The 21,996-nt window shown below is 56.3% G+C and carries 15 protein-coding genes; 11 read left to right on the top strand and 4 right to left on the bottom strand.

The features are described 5' to 3' along the window. The first annotated feature begins 54 nt into the window (after positions 1-54). Complete coding sequence (gene hrpA, locus AC5JQH_RS00530; RefSeq protein WP_493805136.1) at positions 55-3,990, top strand: ATP-dependent RNA helicase HrpA; 3,936 nt, start codon at positions 55-57, stop codon at positions 3,988-3,990. 149 nt (positions 3,991-4,139) lie between these two features. After that, positions 4,140-5,261 carry a beta-ketoacyl-ACP synthase III gene (locus tag AC5JQH_RS00525; RefSeq protein ID WP_008171815.1) on the top strand — a complete coding sequence of 374 codons (1,122 nt, stop codon included), beginning with the start codon at positions 4,140-4,142 and terminating at the stop codon, positions 5,259-5,261. Between the two features lie 12 nt (positions 5,262-5,273). Here AC5JQH_RS00525 and AC5JQH_RS00520 read toward each other — a convergent pair whose 3' ends face one another. Continuing rightward, the gene (locus AC5JQH_RS00520; protein ID WP_459423273.1) at positions 5,274-5,681 is read right to left on the bottom strand and encodes an acyl-CoA thioesterase; all 408 of its coding nucleotides are present in this window, start codon (positions 5,679-5,681) and stop codon (positions 5,274-5,276) included. A gap of 91 nt (positions 5,682-5,772) precedes the next feature. Here AC5JQH_RS00520 and AC5JQH_RS00515 point away from each other — a divergent pair, with 91 nt between their 5' ends. The 5 genes from AC5JQH_RS00515 to dinG are packed head-to-tail and all read left to right on the top strand — an operon-like array spanning position 5,773 to position 12,718. Further along, the gene (locus AC5JQH_RS00515) at positions 5,773-6,561 is read left to right on the top strand and encodes an MlaA family lipoprotein (protein WP_493790909.1); all 789 of its coding nucleotides are present in this window, start codon (positions 5,773-5,775) and stop codon (positions 6,559-6,561) included. A gap of 29 nt (positions 6,562-6,590) precedes the next feature. Then, positions 6,591-8,078, top strand: a complete 1,488-nt coding sequence (locus AC5JQH_RS00510; RefSeq protein WP_491713114.1) for a DUF3336 domain-containing protein — start codon at positions 6,591-6,593, stop codon at positions 8,076-8,078. 1 nt (position 8,079) lies between these two features. Further along, positions 8,080-9,786, top strand: coding sequence for an AAA family ATPase (locus AC5JQH_RS00505; RefSeq protein WP_493805135.1), 1,707 nt, complete (start codon positions 8,080-8,082; stop codon positions 9,784-9,786). 2 nt (positions 9,787-9,788) lie between these two features. Beyond that, a complete protein-coding gene (locus AC5JQH_RS00500; RefSeq protein ID WP_493790906.1) occupies positions 9,789-10,514 on the top strand; it encodes a general secretion pathway protein GspB in 726 nt (241 codons plus the stop codon). After that, positions 10,514-12,718 carry an ATP-dependent DNA helicase DinG gene (gene dinG, locus AC5JQH_RS00495; RefSeq protein WP_493805134.1) on the top strand — a complete coding sequence of 735 codons (2,205 nt, stop codon included), beginning with the start codon at positions 10,514-10,516 and terminating at the stop codon, positions 12,716-12,718. Before AC5JQH_RS00500 ends, dinG begins: the two co-directional genes overlap by 1 nt. A gap of 265 nt (positions 12,719-12,983) precedes the next feature. Here the strand turns inward: dinG and AC5JQH_RS00490 are convergent, their stop codons facing one another. Then, on the bottom strand, positions 12,984-15,707 hold the full coding sequence (locus AC5JQH_RS00490; RefSeq protein WP_493805133.1) for a winged helix-turn-helix domain-containing protein: 2,724 nt from the start codon (positions 15,705-15,707) through the stop codon (positions 12,984-12,986). 246 nt (positions 15,708-15,953) lie between these two features. On the opposite strand from AC5JQH_RS00490, the gene cysB reads away from it, so the two are divergent. After that, on the top strand, positions 15,954-16,931 hold the full coding sequence (gene cysB, locus AC5JQH_RS00485) for an HTH-type transcriptional regulator CysB (RefSeq protein WP_008171800.1): 978 nt from the start codon (positions 15,954-15,956) through the stop codon (positions 16,929-16,931). Between the two features lie 27 nt (positions 16,932-16,958). On the opposite strand, the gene AC5JQH_RS00480 is transcribed toward cysB, so the two are convergent. Further along, positions 16,959-17,681: a phosphoadenylyl-sulfate reductase gene (locus AC5JQH_RS00480; RefSeq protein ID WP_405419918.1), complete on the bottom strand. Its 723-nt coding sequence runs from the start codon at positions 17,679-17,681 to the stop codon at positions 16,959-16,961. A 232-nt stretch (positions 17,682-17,913) separates the two neighbouring features. On the opposite strand from AC5JQH_RS00480, the gene thrH reads away from it, so the two are divergent. Further along, on the top strand, positions 17,914-18,528 hold the full coding sequence (gene thrH / locus AC5JQH_RS00475) for a bifunctional phosphoserine phosphatase/homoserine phosphotransferase ThrH (RefSeq protein WP_008171796.1): 615 nt from the start codon (positions 17,914-17,916) through the stop codon (positions 18,526-18,528). A 65-nt stretch (positions 18,529-18,593) separates the two neighbouring features. On the opposite strand, the gene pabB is transcribed toward thrH, so the two are convergent. Continuing rightward, on the bottom strand, positions 18,594-19,934 hold the full coding sequence (pabB, locus tag AC5JQH_RS00470) for an aminodeoxychorismate synthase component I (protein WP_493805962.1): 1,341 nt from the start codon (positions 19,932-19,934) through the stop codon (positions 18,594-18,596). A 234-nt stretch (positions 19,935-20,168) separates the two neighbouring features. Here pabB and AC5JQH_RS00465 point away from each other — a divergent pair, with 234 nt between their 5' ends. Together AC5JQH_RS00465 and AC5JQH_RS00460 are read left to right on the top strand one after the other, a co-directional pair. Beyond that, positions 20,169-20,759, top strand: coding sequence for a hypothetical protein (locus AC5JQH_RS00465; RefSeq protein ID WP_493805132.1), 591 nt, complete (start codon positions 20,169-20,171; stop codon positions 20,757-20,759). Between the two features lie 156 nt (positions 20,760-20,915). Further along, positions 20,916-21,884, top strand: a complete 969-nt coding sequence (locus AC5JQH_RS00460; protein WP_493805131.1) for a DUF6160 family protein — start codon at positions 20,916-20,918, stop codon at positions 21,882-21,884. Positions 21,885-21,996: the final 112 nt, after the last annotated feature.

Below are 21,996 nucleotides of genomic sequence, written 5' to 3'. Positions count from 1 at the left end.
TCCCGATAGACTGTCGCCCAATCGAATCCGAGTGAGCGCTATTCCGGCAATTCAATGACAGACACCCGTTCCGATACTCCGAGCACACCGAAACCCAAGCCCGATGGCGAAGCCGCTGTTAGAGCGATGATGGAGCAGCTGGACGCCTGCAATCAGCAGGAAGCCGCCCGCATTGTGAAAACGGTGGCCCGTACCAAGGGCAAACCGGGCCAGAAAGACCTGGAGAAAATGGCCAACTGGCTGGAGCGCGGGCTTGAAAAGGTTCAGCAACGCCATGCCCTGCACAAGCCGGCCAGCTTCCCCGAGGGCCTTCCGGTCTCTGAGCGTGTGGATGATATCCGTGAGGCCATCGAAAACCATCAGGTGGTAATCATTGCGGGTGAAACCGGTTCTGGCAAAACCACCCAGATACCCAAAATCTGCATGAACAGTGGTCGTGGTATTCGTGGCCTGATCGGTCATACCCAGCCCCGGCGGATCGCCGCCCGCAGTGTGGCTGCCCGTATTGCCGAGGAGATAGGTGAGCAGACCGGTCAGCAGATCGGCTATCAGGTTCGTTTCACCGACAACACCTCCGAGCAGTCACGGGTGAAGGTGATGACCGACGGCATCCTGCTGGCGGAGGTTCAGCACGACCGCTTTCTGGATCGCTACGATACGATCATCATCGACGAAGCCCACGAGCGTAGTCTCAACATCGACTTCCTGCTCGGGTATCTGCGTCAGCTCCTGCCCAAGCGACCGGATCTGAAGATCATCATTACGTCGGCCACCATTGAGGTTGAACGGTTCAGCGAATTTTTCGACAAGGCGCCGGTGATTGAGGTGAGCGGTCGAACCTATCCGGTGGACGTGCGTTACCGCCCGTTGACTGGAGATGAGGACGACCGGGATCAGGGTTGGACCGATGGGGTGCTGGGCGCCCTTGATGAAATCGAACAACATGAGCGCAGCCAGAAGCAGCCACCCGGTGACGTCCTGGTGTTCCTGCCAGGAGAGCGGGAGATCCGCAATCTCAGCAAGGTACTGCGTCATGTTGATCTGCGGCACACCGAAGTGCTGCCGTTGTATTCCCGGTTGAGCAATGCCGAGCAGAACCGGGTGTTCCAGTCCCACAAGGGTCGACGGATCGTGCTCTCGACGAACGTGGCGGAAACCTCGTTGACGGTGCCGGGCATTCGTTACGTGATCGATACCGGGGTTGCCCGGATCAGCCGCTACAGTGTGCGCTCGAAGATCCAGCGCTTGCCGGTGGAACCGATTTCCCAGGCCAGCGCCAATCAGCGGGCAGGACGTTGTGGCCGGGTGGCCCCGGGTATCTGTTTCCGGCTTTACGACGAGACGGATTTTATCAACCGCCCGGAATACACCGATCCGGAAATACTGCGCACCAACCTGGCGTCGGTCATTCTGCAAATGGCGACGTCGGGCCTTGGGGAAATTCGGCAGTTCCCGTTCCTGGAGGCACCGGATAAGCGTCAGGTCAACGACGGCTACAAGCTGCTGGAAGAATTGGGTGCAGTGGATGACAAGCGCCGGGTTACCCGGCTTGGTCGAACCATGTCTCGGCTGCCCCTCGATCCACGCCTGGCCAGGATGCTGGTCACAGCGGCGGAGCTTGGCAGTCTGGCGGAAACCTTGGTCATCATTGCCGGGTTGAGTATTCAGGACCCCCGGGAGCGGCCCCAGGACAAACAGCAGGCGGCGGATCAGGCCCACGCACCGTTCAATGACAAGGAATCGGATTTCGTCACCCTGCTGAACGTGTGGAATTTCTATGAAGAGCAACGCCAGGAGCTGTCCCAGAATCAGCTCAAGAAGGTTTGCCAGAAGAACTTCCTGAGCTGGATGCGAATGCGGGAATGGCGGGATATCCATCGCCAGCTGACGCTGATCTGTCGTGAACAGAAGCTGGCGGTCAACAAGGATGCCGCCAGTTACGAAGCGCTGCACAAGGCGATACTGGCGGGTCTTCTGGGCCAGGTAGCGGTGAAGGTGGAAAAGAAAGAATACCTGGCGACCCGGAACCGGAAGGTGCTGATCTTTCCCGGCTCCAAGGTGGCGAAGACCGGTCCGAAATGGATTGTTGCCACCGAGATTGTGGAGACCAGTCGGGTCTTTGCCCGGGTGGTGGCCTCCATTCAACCGGAATGGATTGAGCCTCTCGCCGGCCATATCGTCAAACACCATTATTTTGAGCCCCATTGGGAGCAGAAGCGGGCCCAGGTGATGGGTTACGAAAAGGTCACCCTTTACGGCCTGGATATTGTTGCCAAGCGCCGGATTCCTTACGCCAAAGTGGACCCGGCGGAATGTCGGAATCTGTTTATCCGGCGAGCGTTGGTGGAAGGGGATTACCGGTCAAAGGCGCCCTTTATCGCCCGTAACCGGGAGATGCTCGACACGGTTGAGAATCTTGAGAAGAAGACCCGGCGGCGTGATCTGCTCGTTGACGATGAAGTGCTGGTGGCCTTCTACGATGAACGCCTGCCTGCAGACATCATCAGTGGCCGGCATTTCGAGACCTGGTGGAAGGGGCTCCCAGCGGAGCAACTGAAGGAACTGGAGCTCACCGAAGCCGACATTCTTCAGCGACCGGTGGATGCCCAGGCCGCTGACCTGTACCCGGACTATCTGGAGTGGGAGGGTGTTCGTTACCCGCTGAGCTATGAGTTCGAACCCACCAGTGAAAAGGACGGCGTTACGCTTCAGGTGCCCTTGATGGCGCTCAAGCAGATACCTTCCAGTCGCTTGGAATGGCTGGTGCCGGGTCTGCTGAGGGAGAAATGCATTGCCCTGGTAAAGTCCCTGCCCAAGGCGTTGCGCCGTAACTTTGTTCCTGTGCCTGATTTTGTAGACGCGGCCCTCGAGAACCTGCAGCCCTCCAACGAACCGTTAACGCTTCAGCTGGGCGAGCAGTTGCGACGGATGACCGGCGTACAGATTGATCCGGAGGCCTGGTCGGAATCGGAATTGCCAAAGCACCTCAGGATGAACCTGCGGGTCATGGGCGACGGCGGTCGCACTATTGCCGAGAGTCGCGAGACGACCGATTTGCAGCATCAACTTGAGGGTCAGGCCGAACAGGCGCTTGAGTCGGCGACAAAAGATGATTCGCCGGCGGAACCAGTTGGCGAGTACACCGACTGGCGGTTCGGAGCGTTGCCCGAACAGGTCCAAACCGAAAAGGGCGGCATGCAGGTGACCGTCTATCCCGCGCTGGAGGATATGGGCAAGCAGGTGCGACAGATACGCTGTCTGGACCGGCTGACCGCTGAAGATACCACCCGGAAGGCAATCGCCCGCCTGATTCTGAACCGGTTCGGCAGGACGCTCGATGACCTGGAGCGGAAACTTCCGCGTTTCAAGCAGTCCGCTTTGATGTTTGCTCCTGTAGGCCAGTCGAAAGTGTTGCTGGATGATCTGTTGCTGGCAACGGCCATGCAACACTTTCTCCCGGAGGGTGTTCCGAGGACAGCAGAGGACTTCGACCGTGTGTTTGACGCTCACCGGGGCGACTTCATTCCGGCCCTCGAGCAGGCCGACGAGCGGTTGTATCAGGCGATGTCCGGTTACCAGAAAGTGGCGAAGCAGTTGAAAGGCAAAATCAATCTGGCCCTCGCCAACAGCATGGCTGATCTTAAATTTCAGCTACAGAACCTTGTCTATCCCGGATTTCTGGTGGAAACACCGCCTGAGTGGCTGGCGGAATTCGGGCGTTACTTCGAGGCGGCCCTGATTCGGCTGGAGAAAATGTCACGGGAAATGGGCCGGGAGCGGGAGTTTCTTCACACCATCGAGCCGCTCTGGTCCCGCTACGCGGTGAAGCGGGACGAACAACAGCGGCAGGGGATCCGGGATCCTGAATTGGTGTTGTACCGGTGGATGCTCGAGGAGTTCCGGGTGTCGTTCTTTGCCCAGCAATTGGGCACGGTGATGACCGTGTCGGTGAAACGTCTGGACCGGCAGTGGGAAAAAACCAGAGTCTGAGAAAGGCAAGCTGCACCAATCCGGTGCTACTGACTGATAGCCGACGGGCAAAACCCCGATACTGTGTTAGTATTTCTGGCAGTAGGTCAATGAACGAATCAGACGGGACGCCAGTCATCCCGTTTTCACAATCATGACGTGGGGTTAGCGTGATTAAAGCCGTTATTAGCGGGACCGGTCTCTACACACCGCCAGCAACCATTGATAATGACGAACTGGTCGAAGCCTTCAACCAGTACGTTGAACTGTTCAACGCGGAGAACGCAGACGCCATCGCCAATGGCGATGTGACGCCGCTGCAGCCATCGTCCTCCTCGTTTATCGAGAAAGCGTCCGGCATCAAGCGCCGCCATGTGATCGACAAGGATGGCATTCTCGATCCCAAACGCATGAAGCCCTATATCCCCGATCGCAGCAACGAGGAGCCATCGGTGCAATGCGAAATGGCTGTGACTGCTTGCCGTGAGGCCCTCGAGCAGGCGGGTAAGTCGGCACAGGATGTCGATGCCGTGATCGTTGCCTGTTCCAACCTGCAACGGGCCTATCCGGCAGTTTCTATCGAAGTTCAGGAAGCGCTGGGCATCGACGGCTTTGCCTACGATATGAACGTGGCCTGCAGCTCCGCTACGTTCGGTCTTCAGGCGGCCGTCAATTCCGTCGAGAATGGCAGTGCCCGGTCCGTTCTGGTGGTCAGCCCGGAAATCTGTTCCGGCCACCTGAATTTCCGGGACCGGGACAGTCACTTTATTTTTGGTGACGCCTGCACAGCCATTCTGGTTGAGCGCGAAGAAGATACCCGGGAGGGGCAGGGGTTCGAGATTCTCGGTACCAGCCTGAAAACCAAGTTTTCCAACAACATCCGGAACAATTTCGGGTTTCTGAACCGCGCCGATGATTCCGGTGTTGGTAAACCCGACAAGCTCTTCGTTCAGCAGGGTCGCAAGGTATTCAAGGAAGTGTCGCCGCTGGTTGCCGAGACCATCCAGAAACAGCTGCAAAGCCTGTCCCTCTCGCCGGATGATCTCCGTCGTATGTGGCTGCACCAGGCCAACCTGAACATGAATCAGCTGATTGCCCGCAAGGTACTGGGTCGCGATGCCACTGAGGAAGAGGCACCGGTGATTCTGGATGAGTACGCCAACACCAGCTCCGCCGGTTCGATCATCGCCTTCCACAAGCACAAGGATGACTTTGTCAGTGGCGATCTCGGGGTAATCTGTTCATTCGGGGCAGGTTATTCCATCGGCAGCGTGGTGGTACGCCGCCGGTAGGAGTCTTCCGATTCAAGTCGTTGCCAGGGCCCGAAGGGTATCTGGCAGCGGGGCCGAGGAGCGCGTTTCCCGGTCGAACCACACGATTTTCGCATAGCCTTCCGCATAAACAGCGCCAGTATCGACATCTGTCAGCAAATGATAGGTGTCGAGGCTGGTGTTACCTGCTTTGTCAGCGTATGTTTTCACCTCAACCGTTGCCGGGTGGTTCAATTCCTTTAGAAAGGTGGCACTGGTCTTTATAATGACCGGGCCGGTTGGCTCTTCGGGACCGCCGAGCTCCAGTGAGGCCAGCCAGACAATGCGCGCTTCCTCAAAGAATCGGAAGTAGACTGTATTATTGGCGTGGCCGTATGCATCCATGTCACCCCAGCGGAGCGGCATGGTAATCGTGTTTACAAGATTTCCCGGTACTGACATCGGTTTCTCCGGAACAATGGTTTAATAATAAAAAGAATAGCGCCGGTATTTTCGACGAATTGAAACGAATTAAACAACCCAGGAGCAGATAATGAAACACATTTTTATCCGGCGCCGGCTGATTACGCTCACCATGTTGTTATTCCTGGCTGTATTCCTGCCAGTGGGCCAGGCCACCGCACAGACTATGCAGGAACCTGCGCCAGAAGGCTCTGTTCCGGTTGACCCGAAAGACCCCTGGGAGAACTGGAACCGCAAGGTGTACACTTTCAACGAGACCATTGATCGCTGGTTCCTGAAGCCGGTGGCACAGGCCTACAGAGACTTCACCCCGCAGATTGTTGACCGTGGCATTACCAATTTCTTCAATAACCTGACCGAACTCCGAAACTTCACCAACAGCATACTGCAGCTGAAAGGGGAGTCGGCCGTGGTTGCGGTAGGGCGCTTTACCTTCAACACGACGTTCGGTCTGGCCGGGCTGATTGACGTGGCAACCGCCTTTGACCTCCCGGAGCGGCCGGAAGATTTTGGTCAGACACTGGGTTACTGGGGCGTGGGTTCAGGACCCTACCTCATGCTGCCTTTTCTGGGGCCTTCAACCCCCCGGCATTTTACCGGGTTCATGACCGACGGCTTTGCGCTACCGTCGGCCTGGGATGAAGTTGACAGCCCTGAAGTTTACTATGCCCGTGCGCTGCAGATAGTGGACCGTCGGGCAGATCTCATTCCCGCTGAAAGCTTTATCTCGGGCGACAGCTACACGTTTGTTCGAAACGCTTTTCTGCAACGTCGGGAATTCCTGATTAACGACGGGAAAGTGGTTAACGACCCGTTTGCCAGTGGCGACGATGAAGATCTGATGCTGGATGATTTCTGAGTGTCATCCGGTTTGAAAGGAGGTCAGCGGTGCTCAAGGATCCAAGAATAGCCAAATTCCGGAAAATGCTGGCCGAGGCGCCAAACTACGAAGTGTGGAAGGCTGCGGCCCTGGAGTTGGACTTTCTGGAGGGCAATGCCGAGTGGAAAGAGGATTTCGCCTCCGATCTCTACCACTACGAAGTTATCTACGACCGGCTGAGCAACCTCAAACAGTATCGCCAGCAGAATGATGTAGAACGGCTCAAGCGGGCCCTTCGGGAGGGCCTCCACCATGATCTGGGGAACATGGGCAACCCGGCGCTTTATACCCGATCCCGGGTTGGCACCAAACATCTGATCGAGGAATACATTACCCAGGTCTGTGAATCGCTGGATTACCTCTGTGATGAACCGGTGCCCGGTTTTCCCGTTGCCGACAAACTTCAGTTCTTCCGGGATACGCTTACAAGCTATGGCCGGCCGGCACTTTTGCTCAGCGGCGGCGCTACACTGGGTGTGTTCCACTTTGGCGTCATCAAGGCCCTGTGGGAAAAGGGGCTTCTGCCCCAGGTCATTGCCGGTTCAAGTATCGGCGCGGTTATCGCGGGCATTCTTGGAGTACACACAGACGCGGAAATCCCGGAAATGCTGGTGCCCGAGAACCATAACCTGAAAGCCTGGAAATGGCGGGGGCTGCTCAGTGCGGTGCGTGGGGACGGACTCATGGATCAGGAAGAGCTGCGCAACTGCCTGCGTGGCAATATCGGTGAATATACTTTTGAAGAGGCTTACCAGCGTACTGGCCGTTCGATCAATGTGAGTGTTTCACCAGTGCAGGCCCACCAGAAGGCTCGCTTGCTGTGCGGATACACCTCGCCTTATCTGATGGTCTGGAGTGCGGTGTTGGCCAGCGCTGCGGTTCCCGGTATTTTCCCGCCGGTTACGTTGATGAAAAAGGACATTCAGGGCAACACGCTTCCCTATATGCCGCGCCTGAAGTTCGTGGATGGCTCGGTTGTGAGCGACCTGCCTATTGAGCGGTTGATGCATCTGTACGATGTGAATTATACGATTGTGAGCCAGACCAATCCCCATGTGGTGCCGTTCCTGAGCCAGCGCGGCCGGGATGAAAAGCTGTCCCTTGGCAATTTGCCGATGCACCTGCTGAAATCTGAAATTCAGTTCCATGGCCAGGGGGTGTTTGATTACCTGCGGAAAAGGCTAAGGCCGGAACTTATGCGGCAGATGTCCGGTCAGTTGTACACCATCATGGCCCAGCGCTATTCGGGAGACGTTACCATTGCGCCCTCATATTCGTTCAGGGATTACAGCAGGATGCTGGCAAATCCCGATCCGGCTTACGTACGGCAGATGATTCTGGCCGGCGAACGGGCCACCTGGCCAAAAATCTCCATGATCCGCTCCCACGCCCGCATCTCGAAAACCCTGGAGCGGTGCGTACGGAGACTCAAGCACCAGAATCGGCGCACCGCCGAGCTCAGACTGATCAGCAACGCGGATTCCGGTACGTCCTGATATGTATTACGACTTTTTCGGCTTTCGGGAACCGCCGTTTTCCATTGCGCCAGACCCTCGTTATCTGTACCTGAGCGATCGCCACAAGGAGGCGCTGGCACACCTGATGTATGGGGTTCAGGGGCAGGGCGGCTTCATCGTGATTACCGGCGAAGTGGGAACCGGGAAAACAACGGTTTCCCGCTGCTTTATCGAGAATGTTCCGGATAATGTGGATATCGCGCTGATCCTGAATCCCAGGCTCTCTGCCCGGGAGTTGCTCTCCTCCATCTGTGATGAGCTGGAAATCCCCCACGAGATAAGTGCCACCATCAAGGAACTGGTGGACCTGATTAACCAGGACCTGCTTAAGGCCCATGCGGCCGGGCGACACAAGGTTCTGATGATCGATGAGGCCCAGAATCTGTCTGCTGAGGTATTGGAGCAGCTCCGCCTTCTGACCAACCTGGAGACGGCGGAGAAGAAGCTGCTTCAGATTGTCCTGCTCGGGCAGCCCGAACTGCAGGAAATGCTGGCACTTCCGGAGTTGCGCCAGCTGAACCAGCGCGTTACCGCGCGCTACCATCTGGATGCCATTGGTCGGGAAGAGCTGCCGGCCTACCTGAAATACCGCCTCAGTGTTGCCGGCATGCGGGGTGATATCTTTTCGCAGCGGGCGGTGAATCGCCTCTATCGCGAGAGCCAGGGCATACCCCGCCTGATCAATTTGATCAGTGACCGCGCACTGTTGGGCGCCTATGCCGAGGGTGAGCATGAGATTACGCCCGAGCATATCCGCCAGGCGGCAAAAGAAGTACGTGGACAATCCCTCGGCCCCACGCCCTCACGAGCTCACCAGTCACCAGACAGATCCCAGTACCTTATCGTTGCGGCTTCGATTCTGGTGGCCATCATCGGCACCGCCTGGCTTATTGAGCGTTGGTCACCGGGTGGAGCGTTTCTCACCGATCCCTCCTCACCAGAACCTTTGCAGGGAGCTGTTGAGCGAGTCGAGGAGCAGGAACAGAAACCATTGCAAGAGATCCAGGAAACCGGGTCTGGAGAGCCGTCAGCACCCGTTGAACTTGCCGTGCCGGGTCAGCTTCTGGATTCCGTGGAGGCTTTTCAGGTACTTTTCGGGATCTGGGGGCGTGAATATGAACCTTCGGAAGCGCCCGTTGCCTGCGACTGGGCCAACGAGGAGGGTCTTGGATGCCTGAGTCGTCAGGGTAGCCGCCGAAGCCTCGAGTTTCTGGATCGCCCGGCGATGCTTCAGTTGCAGGATGAGGCGGGTAACCGGGGGTTTGTCGTGCTCCGCCATCTGGACGGCGATACCGCAGACATCGCGTTTCCCTCCGGCAATCAGACTGTATTGTTTGCCAGTATCGAGCGCTATTGGTTCGGGGAGTATCGGGTTCTGTGGCGCCTTCCGGAATACCTGACGGGCGACGGCTTTTACAGCAATGGCGGTGGCGAGCAACTCTGGATTGGTGCGCGAGTGATGGATCTGGCGGACCGTTTCAGTAATTCCCGTGCTGAAAGTGACCGGGTGAAACGGCTGGATTCCGAAGAGCAGGTTCGCTGGTATCAGTCATTGCGAGGGCTTACCGTCGATGGGATCGCCGGAGCCATGACGATTATCCAGATCAATAACGACCTGGAAGCTAACATTCCCCGTCTCAAGCCTCTGCAGTCCGAAGGTCGCCGGCAAGTTGAAGGTCGAGAGTAATTATGTCGTACATTCTTGACGCATTGCGGAAATCCGAAACTGAACGGAGGCAAGGGCGCGTACCGGACCTTGGTCAACTGGTACAGCTGATCCATCGCCCGAAGAAAAAGCGGTGGTCGCCGGCTGTCTGGGTGTCTCTTGCACTCATGCTCAATGCCGGCGTCCTGGCCTTTGTCTTCTGGCCGGGAGCGCCGTTGCCCTGGGTTTCCGAGTCGCAATCCGAGACATCTGCGGCCTCGGCCAGAACGACAGCTCCTGAACCTGATGCGGTGGCGCCTGCGACAGAGCCAGCACCGACATTGGAAGATCCCGTTGCACAAACGGGGACCATCCCTGAGCCCGATGCGGGCGAGGCGACTCCAGCGCCGATCGCTTCGGAACCTTCCCCATCACAAAGCCGGGAGCGAGCGACCGTTATCGTTCCCTCATCCGCAAATTCCGAAACTGCTGCACCAATGGTGCAGCCCGAGCAGGCAGGCAGAGTGCCACATCTGGTAGAGTTGCCGCTCTCGTTTCAGAAGAGCGTTCCCGATTTGACCTTTAACAGCCATATCTACTCGTCATCCCCTGCATCGCGCCGGGTCATGATTAACAACACCTACCTGCGAGTGGGCGACGTCTTCGATGGCCTGCGGGTAGACGACATAACAGAAGAAGGGGTGGTTCTGAGTCGTGACGGGCGGCGTTTTCGGGTTGGCGTTGTTCGGGACTGGGTGAGTCCTCGCTGATGGCGCTGACCGACGAAATCAAGCAATCGATCCAGCAGGGATATCGGGATGTGCTGGCAGGGAAGGATATTCGGGCGCGCTATGGGCAGCGCCTGATGATTGCGGAAATCGCCAGATACATGGGCGATATCACCGAGAACGATGGCCAGCGAACGTCCCCGGCCTCTGCCTGTGTGGTCGAAGCCGGGACCGGGACAGGCAAAACCCTGGCCTATCTGATCGCTGCCATCCCGGTGGCCAAAGCCCTCGGCAAAACCCTGGTTATCTCCACCGCAACCGTGGCCCTTCAGGACCAGATTGTGCTTAAAGACCTCCCGGACCTGAAAAAGCACAGCAAGATGGATTTCAACTGGACTCTGGCCAAAGGGCGGGGGCGCTACCTCTGCATGTCACGGTTGGAAGCCCGACTGCACGATGAAGGCAATACCGACAGCGACACCATGCCCCTGTTCCTTTTGGATGGGCCGAAAAATGAAGAACCGGGCACCCGGGCCTTTTTCGAGGAAATGCTCGCCAGTTATGGCTCCCGCGAGTGGGACGGTGACCGGGACCACTGGCCGGAACAGATACCGGACGACGTCTGGCGACAGGTAACAACCGACCACCGGCAGTGCACCAACCGCCACTGCAGCTATTTCGACAGTTGCGCTTTTTTTGATGCCCGTAAAGACCTTGATGATGCCGATATCGTGGTGGCTAACCATGATCTGGTTCTGGCCGACCTTGCCCTGGGCGGCGGCGCCATTCTGCCGGAGCCGGAGAACGCCCTTTATATTTTCGACGAGGCTCATCACCTTCCGGACAAAGCCCTGAATCACTTTGCCGCGTCGCTGCCACTCAATGCTACCCGGCAATGGCTGAAGCAGCTTTCCCAGGCGCTTGTTAAAATGCAGCCTTACCTGGCAGCCGGCACCCAGGCCGCCAAGTCCCTGGATCGCATCAGTTCTGCGTCGAGAGAGGTAGACCTGGTCCTCAACCGGGTTTACGAAGAAGCCGAGCAGAATACCGGCTGGGAGTTCAACGAAGAGCGCCGGACGGCGCAGTGGCGTTATCCGGAAGGTGAGTTGCCGGAAGCCGTGGCTGAGCTTGCAGCCGAAAGCCGGATTGCTACCGCTAACATGGTCCGGCAACTGGGCGTTCTGGCGGACGAGTTGCAGGGCGCCTTTGATGAGCGCAAGGAGCATGAGATCGACCGGGAAACCGCCGAAGCCTGGTATCCGGTGATAGGCTCCTTTCACGCCCGGGCAGAGGACCAGTTGCGGCTCTGGACAGCCTGGTGCGACCCGGGCAATGCCAGTCCCCCCGTGGAAGCTGAAACCAACAGCGAGACAGGTGATGAGCCTGAGGCCAGGCGGAAAACGCAGAAAAGCCCGCCCCCAGCCCGATGGGCAGTACGCCAGCGCTGGGATCACGCCGAGGACATCACCCTTTACAGTTCACCGGTGCTGGCAGACAACCTGCTGTACTCCAGGCTTTGGTCTCGCGCTTACGGCGCCGTGCTCACCAGTGCGACCCTGACGGCACTTGGTCGATTCGATCGCCTGAACGCGCGGGCTGGATTGCCCCAGGGCAGCCGCTTCCTCGTGGTTCCCAGCTCTTTCCGTTACGGCGAAATGGCAACGGTGGAGGTGCCGGCGATGTCCGCCATGCCGACGGATGACGGCTTCGCCGATGAGCTTGTAAAACGACTACCGGACCTCTGGGCAGGCGAGAAGGCGACACTGGTACTGTTTACGTCCCGTCGTCAAATGCAGCAAGTGCGAGACGCGCTGGCCCCGGATTACCCGGACCTGATTATCACCCAGGACGATATGGCCAAGGGCGAAGTGCTGAGGCAGCATTGCAGCAGGGTGGATGAAGGCCGGCCGAGTGTCCTGTTCGGCGTTGCCAGTTTTGCAGAGGGTATCGACCTTCCAGGCAAGTACTTGCACCACGTCGTGATTACCCGTTTGCCATTTTCGGTGCCGGATGATCCCATTGAGGCGAGCCTGGCCGAGTGGGTGACGCAGCGGGGCGGCAATCCGTTTATGGAAATCAACGTTCCGGACGCGTCCATCAAACTCGTCCAGGCGGTTGGTCGGCTGCTGCGGACCGAGCAGGATACTGGACGAGTGACGATCCTGGATCGCCGCATTATTGCCCGCCGATATGGTCAGCTGTTGCTGGATGCATTGCCACCCTTCCGCCGGATCATCGAACACTGAATCCCACCAGAACCGTTCAGCCATAAAAAAAGAGCCAGCCCCTTTGGGGGTTGGCTCTCATCAAGGGGTTCTTTCGAACCCGGGCGTCGAAACAACGCGGAACAAGAAATCTGAAGGCCTGAAGTTTCAGAATTCCTGGTGAGGTTTCCCTCACCGTTGAAAATATAATAGGGGATTAGAGGGCGTAGCCGGATCGTCCAAAGGGCGTAGCGGGTTAAAGTTGTTGGTGCAAAGTGTGAGGTGCATCACGTTTTTGGGCTCGAAATCAGCCTTGCAGCAACCCCAGTTCCCGGGCCCTGGCCAGAGCCTCGGTTCTGCGGCCCACGCCGAGCTTTCCATAAAGGTTGCGAATGTGGGCCTTCACCGTAGCCGGGGCAACGTCCATTTTTGCGGCAATTTCCTTGTTGGCGTGGCCCGCATGAATGAGCGCAAGCACTTCAAGTTCTCGCTGGCTGAGAGGTTCAGGCAGTGTTTCGGCGTTGAGTGTCGTACGACCGCGCTCACCAGAAATGGCACTAGGTTTTGCTTCAGAATGGCCCTCGCCGGACTGGCGTTGATCGAGAAGCATTTTCCTGACGCTGGCGTTCCAGCTTCCCGGTTCATCCAGTGCTGGCAAACCGAGGAGCAGGGCACGCAGATCCGGGCTTTCCTCCGCAAAGAGCCTCAAGAATCCGGCTTCGCTGGCCAGTTCTATCGCGCGGGTCAGCATTTGCTCCGATTCATCGGTCCGTTTCTGCTTCGCCAGGGCCTCGCCATAGACCAACAGAATTTCCACCAGGTGTCGGTTGTGGGCGTTGCGTTCAGCCGGTTGCAAAAGAGCGCTGAGTATCTCCTGGGCCCGCTCGGGCTGATCCAGTGCCACCAGCACTCGCGCCTCGCTAATACGGCTTTGTTCAAGATGAAGCGGATTGGTGAACTCGGTATCAGCTCGGGAATCCAGGCAGGCCCGGGCTTTTTCCGGATGGCCTGAAGCCAGGTAGCAGCGTGCCAGAAGGGCAGTGCTTGCGGGTGGCTCGAACACGATTTGCTCTCGCCGCTTGCGGGCGGTCTGGGATGCGTCTTCGAGCGCGTCAATCGCGTCCTGGAGCCTGCCCTCGCTGAAAGCCAGGTGACCACGCACGTACTGAATGATCACGTGCTGGCCCGGTTCGGTGCCCCGCTCAACATGTTCGAGCAGCGGTTTCAGGTGCGTGGCTGCTAGCTGGGGGTGATTTCGTTCGCGATGAATCTCACAGAGTGTACTGTTCTGCCAGCATGAGATGAGTCTTGGCTGGGTTGGGTCCGCATAGTGTTTGTCCACCCATTGCCTTATCTCGGTGCAGGTTTCCAAAGCCAGATCGATATCGCCGCGATTGTATTGAATCCACGCCAGCAGGCCCCCACTGGAAAGAACCGTACTGGGTTTATGTTCGACCTGTCCGTAACGGACTGCCGACTGGAGCGCGTCTTCGGCTTCGGTGAGTTCACCCTTGCCGTAGTAATCCAGCCCAAGGCCGTAATAGGTTACCGACTTTAATGGTATGCGAGTGTGATCAATCTCCCTGAGCACCTGTCTTGTGAGATCTGCGGCGCTCTTGTCGTCACTCCGGGTGCGAGCCAGATAGGAGCGCATCAACGAGATCTCACTTTGCAGCCCGAGGGCCCCTTCGGCATCCGGATGGGAGTCTGCCACCTGCCGGTCCAGAAGATCCTCCAGGCCGGACAGCAGCGGCTCCAGACTATCCATGCGGTTGGCAAAGAACAGCCCCCAGATCCGGAGCATCTGGAGTTGCGGATTGTCGATGACAAGATCCTGTGGCAGTGCATCAATCCAGTCCAGCACGGGGAGGTGATATCCGCCATGGATCAGGTTGTTGCCGTGCTCGGCGAGTACCCGGGCAAGCCGGGACCAGTCCTCCTGTCGGACGATCTGGGCAATGGCTTCCTGCACGTGGCCATGGGCCAATAACCAGTCCACCGTCCGGTGCCAGAGACGCGCGGCCGAGTCAGGGTCTTGGTGACTTACCCTGAGTTGCAGCGCATCCCGAAACAGGTCGTGATAGCGGAACCACTCGTTCCGGGTATCCAGCGGGATCAGAAACAGATTCTGGCTGAGAAATTTTTCAAGCAGCTCCTGGCTGTTATCGGACCCACGGATCGAATCACAGAGGGATGCACATAGCCGGGGGCAACAGGCCGTTTCAAGCAGAAAGTCCGACAGCTCCCGGGGTTGCTGCTCAAGTACTTCACTCAGCACATAATCGCTGATGTGGCGCTCATCCAGATTTATCTGGTTTCCACTCGTGCTGGCGTCCTTTCCGGACAATGCGGACAGCTGCATGGCGGCGACCCAGCCTTCGGTTTTGCGGTAAATCGCGTGGACATCCTCGTCGGCGATATCAAGGCCCATGGTGTCGTGAAAGAACTGACGGCATTCGTCTTCAGAAAAGGCCAACAGGCCAGGGTGGATGTCCTGGATCCACCGACGGACGCGCCAGCGGGCCAGGGGCAGTGGCGGTTCGGTTCTGGACGCCAGGGTTATCAGAACACCCGGCGGAAGATAATCAATGAAATAGGCGAACTGCCTGTGAATGGCCGGGTTGCCAATGAAGTGGAAGTCGTCCAGCACCAGCGACCACGGGCTGTCATCATGAGCCAGTGTGTTGATCAGGCCGGTAATGGCCTCGGTAAACGTGTCATCTGAGTGGTGAGCCAGTTGTTTGCGCAAATCGGACGCGCCGGTCAGCCCGGCTTGCTCAAAAGCTCCTATCAGGTACTGCCAGAATCGCCGGGGCTCATCGTCGTGTTCATCCAGAGAGAGCCAGGCGGTAGGGGAGGAAACCCTTGAACACCATTGCGCAACCAGAGTGGTCTTGCCAAACCCGGCCGGCGCAATCACCAGATTCAGTCTTTTCGGAGCCCTGGACTCAAGCAAGGCACTCAACCGCTCACGTTTAACCGCGCGCGAGTCTGACGTTGTTGGCCGAAGAAACTTTGTGGTGAGCAGCATGAGTTCCCTGAGAACTGGAGTGTTGATGTGCCCAGACAGGGCATTACGGATTGTGTCCTTTGTATTGGCCAAGTCAAGGGTTGGAGGGGCTTTTCATAGCCTCAGGGTTTTATCATGGGCTGCGCAAATGCGATTTTGGTCTAAACTGTGTAAAAGCAGTTGCCTATATTAAAAAAGAATGAAAATCTGTATTTTTATGCGTATTCTTCAACAAGGTCCTTCGATCTCCAGGGAGCAGCAGATTCAATGAAACTACAACAGTTGCGCTATATCTGGGAAGTTGCGCATCACGACCTGAATGTCTCAGCAACCGCCCAGAGTCTGTTCACGTCCCAGCCGGGTATCTCCAAACAGATCCGCCTGCTGGAGGATGAGCTGGGGCTTGAAGTATTTGCCCGCAGCGGCAAGCATCTCACCAGAATCACACCGGGCGGCGAGATTATTATTCGCGAGGCCGGCGAAATCCTGCGGCGGGTTGAGGGCATCAAGAAGATTGCCCAGGAATTCAGTAACCAGCGAAAGGGTGATCTCAGCATCGCCACCACTCATACCCAGGCCCGTTATGCACTGCCCCCGATTATCAGTGGCTTTATAGAGGAGTACCCGGACGTCTCCCTGCATATGCATCAGGGGACGCCAATGCAGATCTCCGAAATGGCAGCCAGCGGGGCGGTCGATTTTGCCATTGCTACCGAGGGCATGGAGCTGTTTAACGACCTGATCATGATGCCATGCTATAAATGGAACCGGAGCGTCATCGTGCCGAAGGATCATCCACTGGCGAAACTGCCGGAACTGACACTACCGGAGCTTGCGGAATACCCGCTCGTGACTTACGTGTTCGGCTTTACGGGGCGCTCGAAGCTGGATGAGGCGTTCCAGTCCCAGGGACTGACACCGAAAGTGGTATTTACGGCAGCGGATGCAGACGTGATCAAGACCTACGTCAGGTTGGGGCTCGGTGTCGGTATTGTCGCGAGCATGGCATTCGATCCAAAAACGGACACCGACCTGGTTGCGCTCGACGCCCGCAAGCTTTTCCGTCCCAGCGTCACACGACTCGGGTTCCGAAAGGGGACTTTCCTACGGGGCTATATGTATGACTTCATTCACCGTTTCGCGCCCCATCTCACCAAAGAAAAGGTGGACGAGGCGGTTTCCCATCAGGGCAGCCGGTCTGAAATCGAAGAACTGTTCAAGGATGTCGAGCTGCCCACTCACTAAAAGGTGAATGGGCAAGAGGCGCCCGGGTTATTCCCGGGCGATCAGGTTGCCAGCATGGAGGCCGCATTCTTTCTGGGTGGCTTCTTCCCACCACCAGCGGCCTTCACGTTCATGTTGACCAGGCAGGACAGGACGGGTGCAGGGCTGGCAGCCGATGCTGACAAAGCCTTTCTCATGCAGTTTGTTGTACGGCGCCTCGGACATACGGATGTAATCCCACAACTCTTTTGATGTCCAGTTTGCAAGTGGGTTGAACTTTACCAGTGTCTTTTCATTGGTCGAGAAGGCGGTATCTTCCTGGATAACCGGGACGTCATTGCGAGTTCCGGGGCTCTGGTCTTTCCGCTGTCCAGTGATCCAGGCGTCCACGGTCGCCAGCTTGCGGCGAAGGGGGTTGACCTTGCGAATGCCGCAACACTCACTGTGCCCATCTTCATAGAAGCTGAACAGGCCCTTTTTGTTCACCAGATCCTGAACTTCGTGAGCATCCGGAAACAGAACTTCGATCTCGATGCCGTAATGCTTGCGAACCCGCTCTACAAAATCGTAGGTTTCCGGATGCAGACGGCCTGTATCCAGAGTGAAAACCTTCAGGTTGTCGGTCAGCTTGTGTGCCATTTCAATCAACACGACATCTTCTGCGCCACTGAAAGAGATGGCGATGTTATCGTATTGTTGCAGCGCAGCTTTGAGAATCGAACGGGGGCTCTGGCCTTCGAGCTCTTCCCGCAGGGTTTGAATATCGGTCATGGCCCGGCATTGCCTTCTATGGATGTGCAAGGGTATCTAACTGACCGAAAAGGCTACCATTAAATGCCTCATACCCTGAAGGAATGACGATCTATATGGTTATTCCGCGTTCAAAAGCGCGGGTTTACACTTCCACGATGCAATCCTGGCCGGTTTTTCTTATCATACGCACCGAATACAGGCAGGCGGATTGACCGTACTGGCCCTTTACCAATCAAAGCAGGAGATCGTTGTGGAACTGGCATGCCTTGACCTTGAAGGAGTATTGATCCCGGAGATCTGGATCGCGTTCGCCGAAAAGACCGGCATTGAAGAGCTCAAGGCGACCACCCGCGATATTCCGGATTATGACGTGTTGATGAAGCAGCGCCTCAAGCTGCTGGACCAGCACGGCTATGGCCTTCCGCAAATCCAGGAAGTGATTGGCGAGCTGGACCCGCTGCCCGGCGCCCGGGAGTTTCTGGATTGGCTGCGCGAGCGTTTTCAGGTTGTGATTCTGTCCGACACCTTCTACGAATTCGCGATGCCCCTGATGAAGAAGCTGGGTTATCCGGCACTGCTTTGTCACAAGCTGGAAGTTGCAGACGACGGCCAGATCACCAACTACCTGCTGCGCCAGCGCGACCCTAAGCGACAGTCCGTGAGGGCATTCCAGTTGCTGAATTACCGCGTGATTGCTGCCGGTGATTCCTACAATGACACTACCATGCTGGGCCAGGCCGAAGCCGGTATCCTGTTCCATGCGCCGCAAAACGTAATCGACGAGTTCCCGCAGTTCCCTGCAGTGCATAACTTCGAGGATCTGAGGCAGGAGTTTCTCAAGGCCAGCGAGATCCATAACCCCTGATTGGAGGACTGAAATTGGGGTCAGAAGAACGCTCTCTTCTGCCCCCATGTTCACCCGAACTCACTTCAGTCGATCACCAACTCTTCCAGAAACCGCATTAAAGAGCCGACTTTTGCGAGCGTCTCCTGATATTCAGCCTCGGGATCTGAGTCCGCAACAATACCGCCACCACCCCAGCACCGAATGGTGCCCTCGCCATCACACAGCATGGTTCGAATCGCAATATTGCTGTCCAGCGTTCCATCCAGTCCGCGATAGAAAATCGAGCCGCAGTAGGGACCGCGCCAGTGGGGCTCCAGCTCCCGGATGATTTCCATTGCTCGGACCTTGGGCGCACCCGTAATGGAACCACCCGGGAATGCGTCAAACAGGGCCTTCATCGGCGTAACACCGTCGGCAAGTTCCGCGCGAATGTGGCTGACGAGGTGATGAACGTTCCTGTAGGACTCAAGAGCAAAGAGTTTGTCGACTTTCACGCTTCCGGGTTTCGCGTTCAGGCCCAGATCATTGCGGAGAAGATCGACGATCATCAGGTTTTCGGCAAGGTCCTTTTCTGAGCCTTCCAGTTCAGAGGCATAGGCCAGATCTGTTTCCGGTGTTCTGCCTCTCGGCCTGGTGCCCTTGATCGGGCTGGTGGTTACGGTGCGATCGTGTATCTCGAGAAAACGTTCGGGGGAGACCGAGATAATCGATGCTTCGCCTGATCGGATAAAACCGCTGTAGGGAGTAGGGTTAGCATCCGAAAGCGCCTGGAATGCTCGCCAGGGATCCCCTACGAAACGGCCTGAGAATTCCTGGGACAGATTCGCCTGATAACAATCTCCGGCCTCAATGTATTGGCGAACCCTTTCTACGCTGGCCCTGAAGGCACTCGGTGTTTGCCTGGGCTGAAATCGGGAAAACATAGACCATCCGGTGGTGGCTGCGGGTTCGTCCGAGCCCAGCCACTGCTCCAGCAGATCCCGTGTCTCACCAGGGCACTTCGGATGAATCCAGAGCCAATATTGATCTGTCTTGCGATTGTGACTTGCCGTCCAAAGATAAAATCCTGCAGACATAAGGGGAGCATCCACAGATGGACAGAGCTGCCTGAGACGGCTTTCCCTGACATACCCGAGCTCATAACCGAGGAATCCAATCCACCCGCCGGACAGACATTCCGGGTTGGGTTCCTGTTCGATCTGGAACTGACGGACGAGGCTTTCCATGCTCTGGGCAAGCTGATCGGAGCAGAAATCCGGAGGCACAGGGTATTGGAGCACTTCGGTGGCGCGAGCTCTGGCAGAAAAACCGCTGAAGACTCCTCGGGCGGGGCCGTGACCGACACTCCCAATATAGGCGAAATCCGCTTCCCGGCAGGCATAGCTTAGCAGGCGATGGTAGCCGTCTTGATTGAGTTCACGCATGGTTGCCGGGTTCAAGGTTCCTCCGGAATGTTCAAAAAATGATAAACAGCACACAAAATCGGCGTTGTGACTTTTATGGATGCGCTGATCTAATTAACTAACGCTTTATTCAACTGCTGATTATACGGTTGATCGGCATTCTATCCGAGTTGGTAGGGCGTCCCCAGTATAAAAAAACTAAATGGAAGCGCTTGTCCCGAGAGGCAAGGGCAGTCCTTTGCACATGGAGTTTCTATGAATACCTTGCGATTTGGTTATTTAAAGGTCCTTTTTTTGATTCTTTCACTTGTCTGCTTCTCCGTGACAGCGACCTCTCAGGAACACCAGAGTGAAGGTTCCAGTGTTTTATCTGACGGCAAGCTCACAAAAAAGGAGCTGGCTGCAGCCATGTTAACGGCGGAAAAAGATCTCACTTCAATGCTGAAAGCCTCAATGTCCGTTGTAGAGGAAGAAGTAGAGAATTCGGGGATTTTCGGGCCGGGTGCATGGATGGTTTTAAAAGATCGGAAACTCAAAAAAGTGAGGCTCGATGAGGCAGCGGAGAGTGCACCTCCTTCAGCGAAGCTGCAAGTTTTCAGGGCTAGCCTGCGGTCTTTAGCCCGGCACAATAAAATTGATGCCGCGTTAATTGTTTATCCAGGCACCATAACCAAAGAAGGTGAGAAGCAGAGGGTTGTAGTAGTAGAGCATGAACATCGACTGGGCATCTCAGGCTTGAAATTGATTCCTCTTGAGTTAGACGAAGGGGATGTCTCATTTGGAGCTGCTATGTCGCAGGAAAAGTCATTTCAGATCTTTTATGACCAGAAGAAAAAGGGTGCCTGAGTGTCAGGCGCAAGCTGTAGCTTAGTGTTCCGGAACTGTGCGTTCATTCACGGACTCCGACTGTAAAACAATCTTAAATGGAGGTGTGAGGTTACAGAACTTCACAAAAATAAAACTCGGAAAACAATCAAAAAGAGTTTACTCAAGGAGATAATAATGAAAGGCCTGAAGAAACTTGCTCTTGCTACAGCGGTTGCTGCGGCTCCCTTTGCAGCTAATGCTGACCTAAAAGCGTTGGATGACAGCGCGATGGGTAATGTAACCGGCCAGGCAGGTGTAACTATCGAATTGGAAACCCGCGTTTCCATCGGAGAGTTCACCTACACCGATGAAGGTACATTCGCGGTCTCTGACATCGAAATCGGCGGTGCGAACGCTAGTGGTCTGATTGCTACAGACCCAAACACTGGTGACCCCGTTGCTGTGCCGGGTTTGGCAACTCAAAGCAATCTGCTGGATGACCTGAAGATCGATATTGATGTTGCCGCAGATGGCGACGCAGTTATTCATGTTGGCTCAAACACTGGTGCGCCCATCGACTGGGGTATGCAGGTTGGTGAGATGAGCTTACGTGACAATGTGGATGCTTCTTCTGCGACGGAAAACACCACACTGATTTCAGGAATGAAAGCGTGGGGTTTGTTAGGCGCTCTGGATATTCGGGTTGATACCACCGATGTTGCAGCTGGCCCTAACACGGGCACCTTGAATCTGGATGCAGCATTTACTGTCGAGCAGATGGACTACGAAGTGGATTTCCTGGCAGTGGGTATTACCGGCCTGAGCATTAAAGGTGCGAACGCTGGTGGTCAAACCTACACTGACGCCGAAATTTCAGCCCTTCTGAACGATCCGAACGGCGAAGATCCGGTACTTGAGGGCACCCTTGCGGCGCTAGCTTCTGGCAATAACGGCGCCAACAAATCGTTCGCGGTTGCCCGCCTTGATATATACAAAGGTGACAATCTCGATGGAACCCGTTCAGATGTCTTGCGGGTAGACGTCGACGATGTTCTGATGGACGTAAACATCCAAGAGACTCGTATCGGTGGAACTAATATCGGTACCATTGGTATTGATAACCTGCATATCTCTGACACCACGCTTGCTGTTTACGGTAAGTAATCTTACCTGACGCCAAGAGATTGGTGATACGCCCCGCTCTGCGGGGCGTTTTTATTGGCTAGAAGAAAACTCGGGCCAATAAAAAAACGGCAGCCAATCCTGGCTGCCGTTT

Source organism: Marinobacter sp. H13 (assembly GCF_059072335.1).
This window is presented reverse-complemented; position numbering and strand designations above follow the sequence as displayed.